3 protein-coding genes are annotated in these 4,449 nt (G+C 58.1%); 1 reads left to right on the top strand and 2 read right to left on the bottom strand.

Going from position 1 to position 4,449, the window contains the following annotated elements; all coding sequences use genetic code 11:
- A partial coding sequence (locus AC1DVF_RS28470; protein WP_477783543.1) for a DNA-binding protein occupies positions 1-838 on the top strand: 838 nt, incomplete at its 5' end.
- 1,205 nt (positions 839-2,043) lie between these two features.
- Here AC1DVF_RS28470 and AC1DVF_RS28465 read toward each other — a convergent pair.
- Together AC1DVF_RS28465 and AC1DVF_RS28460 are read right to left on the bottom strand one after the other, a co-directional pair.
- Positions 2,044-3,810 carry a UvrD-helicase domain-containing protein gene (locus tag AC1DVF_RS28465; RefSeq protein WP_477783542.1) on the bottom strand — a complete coding sequence of 589 codons (1,767 nt, stop codon included), beginning with the start codon at positions 3,808-3,810 and terminating at the stop codon, positions 2,044-2,046.
- Positions 3,803-4,449 (bottom strand): TOPRIM nucleotidyl transferase/hydrolase domain-containing protein (locus AC1DVF_RS28460; RefSeq protein ID WP_477783541.1); only part of this gene is annotated, 647 nt, incomplete at its 5' end. The genes AC1DVF_RS28465 and AC1DVF_RS28460, both read right to left, overlap by 8 nt.

Raw genomic sequence — 4,449 nt, 5'->3', positions numbered from 1 at the left:
GATTCGTGCCTCGCTCGGTACAGGTTCGCCGAACACCGTCACGCGCATGCTTGACGCCTGGCGTAACAGGCTCGGTGAGCGGTTACGCGAGATAAACGCCCTTCCGGACGTTCCTGATTCGGTCGGGCAGGCGATGGTCGAGCTATGGCGGTTAGCCGTTGACCATGCCGACCGTGAAGTCACAGCCCGGCTCACGAATGAAGGCACCGCATTGGAATCGGCGCGCGCCGAGTTGGTTCGAGAGAAGGAGGGCTGGGAGACCCGTTTGCAGGCAGCCGACGCCGAAACCGCCAAGGCTAAGGCTGCTCTGGAGCTGGCCGAGCGCGCCCGTGCGGCGCTCGACACTCAGCTACAGGACAACCAGGCGCTGCGTGCCGACCTAGTGCAGCAACGTGACCGTCTTCAGGCTATTGGCGACCAGCAAGCCCTGGAAATCAAGGAACTTCGCGTGCAGCTCGGCGATCGAGATGGCGAACTCCGAAGGGATCGTGAGCAGCAGGAAGCCTATCTCCGGACTGTCGAAGATCGAGCTCACCAAGAGATCGATCGCGCTCGACAAGACGCCAAGCAGTGGCAACACCGTTTTGAAACCTTGGAGCGAGCGCATAAAAACGCAGTTGTCACGCTTCAGACGGATTGCGACCTGTTACGCGATCAATTGCGGAAGGCTGACAACGAGGTGGCTCGTTACACGGGCATTGTTTCAGCTTTAGAGAAGGCGCTGACCAAAGTCCGGGCTGTCGCGCCACAACGTTCAAAAGTAAAGGGCGCCGTTGTTGCCGACGCAGTTGCAAAACGCAGCCGGAAAACGGAAGCGCGTGCGCCAAGAAAGCCGTAGAACACCTTAGGGCGTCCGTGGCCATGGCCTCGCCGGTGACGTCGTTAATGAATGTGATGGTGGGCGTGTGCCGACACGCGTCCAGCCTCTGCGCATGAATGAGAGATCTATGCTTAAACCAGCTTGTGATCTTGTGATCTTGCGAGGTTGTGACGCTAATTGGCGCCCGGACCCAATTTATTACCCAGCAGCACGCTGAAGTGCTAATTGACGTCCCATCTCGGCGCTAGTGCCTTACATTCGAACATGCATAGAATCATCGGTTTAGCGTTATCGAAAAGATGGAACGTGACGTAATAAGGTGGGATGACACGGTTTACCGGCAATGTGTCACCAAAGAGAGGTAGCCGACATGACGACAGAAAGCCGAGAAGCCCCCCCCCTCGTTACTCAATTCAACATTTGACATAATATACATTATGCGAATATGTGGATGGCCGCGTCAGCCTATTCCCCGGCTCTGCAGGTCGCCCCACTAACCTTGTGACGGATCGCGGACTAAGGCTGTTACGGATCGACTGGGTGCGGCCTGACTGCGTCATTTAAGTCTCGGCCGTATCTGGAGTAAGTCTGTGCCACTCCAGCGCCTAACCTTAGGCCACTCGCTCCGACGACCGCTAGGTTTGGGCCAGCGTCACGACGAATAGTCTGCGGAACTAAACGTTGACCGTTTCGGCCTCAAACGGGCTGAATTTAGCAAGCATCTAACGCTCTGCGAAACAATCGAAAATTACTTCTCCGAGAGACGGAACTGAAGTTCAATCTTTTTAGAGCTCTAGGTGTAGGTGCTAAATCTCGAACCTTTTCGCCGGTTCGGCACCGCTTTTAACGCTGCCACAACGACCTGTGAGAAGTTCGATCTTTACTCCACCGCTGATTGGGTCCAAGTCCCATCCCGATGAAGGTAATTCTCGAACTTTTAGTCGAGAACTGATGGTAATCATCGTATTTTTTGCCGATGGCAATCGACGAAGCTTTACTCGAACTGAGGGTAATCGTCGGCCAGCTAAATGAAGCTCGAGGCTAAGAAGGGGCCGCAAAGACGCTGTGCCCTAAGCCATCACGCCCTCCGGATCGTCCGCGAGCGCCTCCACAGGCGTTCTAGGCGAAGCCGTAATTACCCTCGCCAACCTCTCGCAATCGTAGGTCAACGGAGGTCCCAAGGCAGGCGACAACAACCAGGGGCACGCCCGGGGCAACGTTTATTAGGCCGGGCGCGCGATCGGATCGCTCGGCAGTGCGATCACACCCTCTGGCCCAAACCAGCCCGTAAGTCGTTCCAGGGCCTCCCCGCTCAACAGCTGCGTGAAAAGGACGGCGAGACGAGTCTTCGGTCGCGAGCATGCCACGTAGAACAGATTGCGGTTGTTCTCGAAGGCATCGGTCTTATCGAGCGGCACGCCCGCTTGGAACCACTCCAACATTTGGCCAAAGTTGTACTTATTCCAGCCTCTGCCAACGACCACGAGTACGTTTTCGAACTCCGCGCCCTTTACCCCGTGTTTGGTAGCGAAAGGCGTGTGTCCATCGATGAACTGATCAAGGGCCATCAATTCGGCGTACGGCACTTGGCGCAATTTGCGTAGTTGACTGACCCGGCGTGGTTCACCGTCAACCGGTTGCACCCCGATGTGGGCCAGTTGCCGCTCGACTTCCTCGACCGGCTCAGGCAATCGCATTGGTGGAGTTGCGGCTACGAAGTCCACGACATCACCGATCGTTCCGTGCTCGCGACGCGCGATCAATGCCTCCATGGCTTGGGACCATGCGATCTTGTCCGCGTGCCGCCGTACCTTGGGAGTCGACGCGCCTAAACTCTCGAACATTGCACCATATCGCCTGGCGGAAAATGCGGCGCACGCTGGTTCCAGCTGATCAGTCAGAAACTTAATATGCGGATCTTCTTTCTTCAACCAGGGATCGTTGAATTGCCCGAATATGGGAGGAATGCTCGCGTAACCTTGTTCGCGTGCCAGCACGCCGTGGGTCAGCATGAGAATTTTGGTGTTGGCCACGGACAGGTCCCAGCCGTCTGCTGTAAGCATGTTCTTCACTAAACTCAAGTAGGCATTGGCCGCCTCAGGGCTGGTGTCACCCGTCCAGTGCCCTCCCCCCTGCCCGGTGCGCCGCACCCCGGTCCAGCGGTTGGTGTGGAATACCCGCGCCTGACCGGGCAGCATCGGATCGCTTACAAGCTGCGCGAGCGCTGGTCGCATATGATTAAGGACATCAACGATCGCCCTCACGGAGCGAAAGTTGGCGTTTTTGTCGATCACGACGAGTGCGGGATGGTCAACCAGGCCGCACCCTTCGCCATAGATTTTCTGCCAATGGTCGCCGAACAGGCCCAGTTGAGGACCCGAAGCTGTGTCGAGGAACCAAGCCTTGATAGCGCCGATGAAGGCTGCGTCAGTGTCCTGATACTCGTCGATTAGAAGAATCGGATAACGGGCGGTGAGTACGGCACGAAATTTCGAATAGGTGAGCATTTTGACCATCAAGGCCAAGACGTCGTCGTGACGCAGGGTGACCTCGTCTTCCCTAACCCCTGGGTACCCCAGCTCGTAATGAACGCGGCGAGTACCGATGGCGCCAACCGGTTCCAGGCGCTCGGCCCAGCCCTCGAGTTCTGGCACCAGGCTGCGGAGTGTCATCTGGAAGTCCTGCAGGATTGACCAGCAGAATCCGTGTATCGTCTCCGCACGGACGACGGGATGCGCCTTGGTCCGCGAGATGATCTCGTCTTTGGCGACATTGGTGTACGTGATGCAACCAACTTGCTGGCCGCGACGCAGTAATTCCACGCCACGCTGATCGATCAGACGTCGGAGCGCCTTGTCGAGCGAATACGTTTTTCCTGCGCCCGCACCGGCCTCGAGCCTGAAGCTGCGACCTTGGTCAAGGCAGTCGAACATGCGTTCCAGGGCAATTCGGCCGGCCGCATCCGCCGGCGTCTCGGCAACCTCAGGCATGGTTGGCGTCCCCTGCCACAGGCGCGACGTGAGGAACAGCGGCCGCCGGTGTGCCGCCCCCGACCGGGGCCGGCTTTTCCGCTAGCCAGCGCAGACCTTCGGCAATATAACGCGGCACCTGCCAGTCCAGAAGGTCGATCGCGTGCGTTAGCGCAAAGGCGGATTTCTTTTGCTCACTCGCCAGTTGATAGGCCGCTTTAGCGCGATCCGCTCCGTCCAACGGGAAGTGCGCGGGATTGGCTAGAATGAACGCATCCTCAAAGCTCCGGCCACACGGATCGCCATTCGCTTCAGGTACCTGATAAGCCACCCGCCGCAGGTCCAGTATCTTGTCCGCCGGCGCCTTGGCAATGAGCTCTTGCGGCGTGACGTCGTCACCAAACCACGCCTTTAGACACCCGTTACTGGTGAAGGTGCCCGTCGCCACGGGTGTAGCCACGCGCTTGCCCTGCGGATTAGGTGTCACGCTGTCGATGTCCGTGATGATCAACGTTCGCAGCTCGAGGAAGGCAAGGAGCGCGAAGAAGCGGTGCGCGTACGCGCCGCCGACTTCCATCACGGTAAGGTACTGTCGTCCCAGCTGAGGTTGCCCTGCCGCCGTGTCGTCGGTCTTGCAAATCATCATGGGTAGTAGCAAGC

This window comes from Pseudomonas sp. P4_D7, assembly GCF_056401755.1.
Note: the sequence above shows the minus strand (reverse complement) of the source record. Positions and strands in the feature narration are given on the sequence as shown.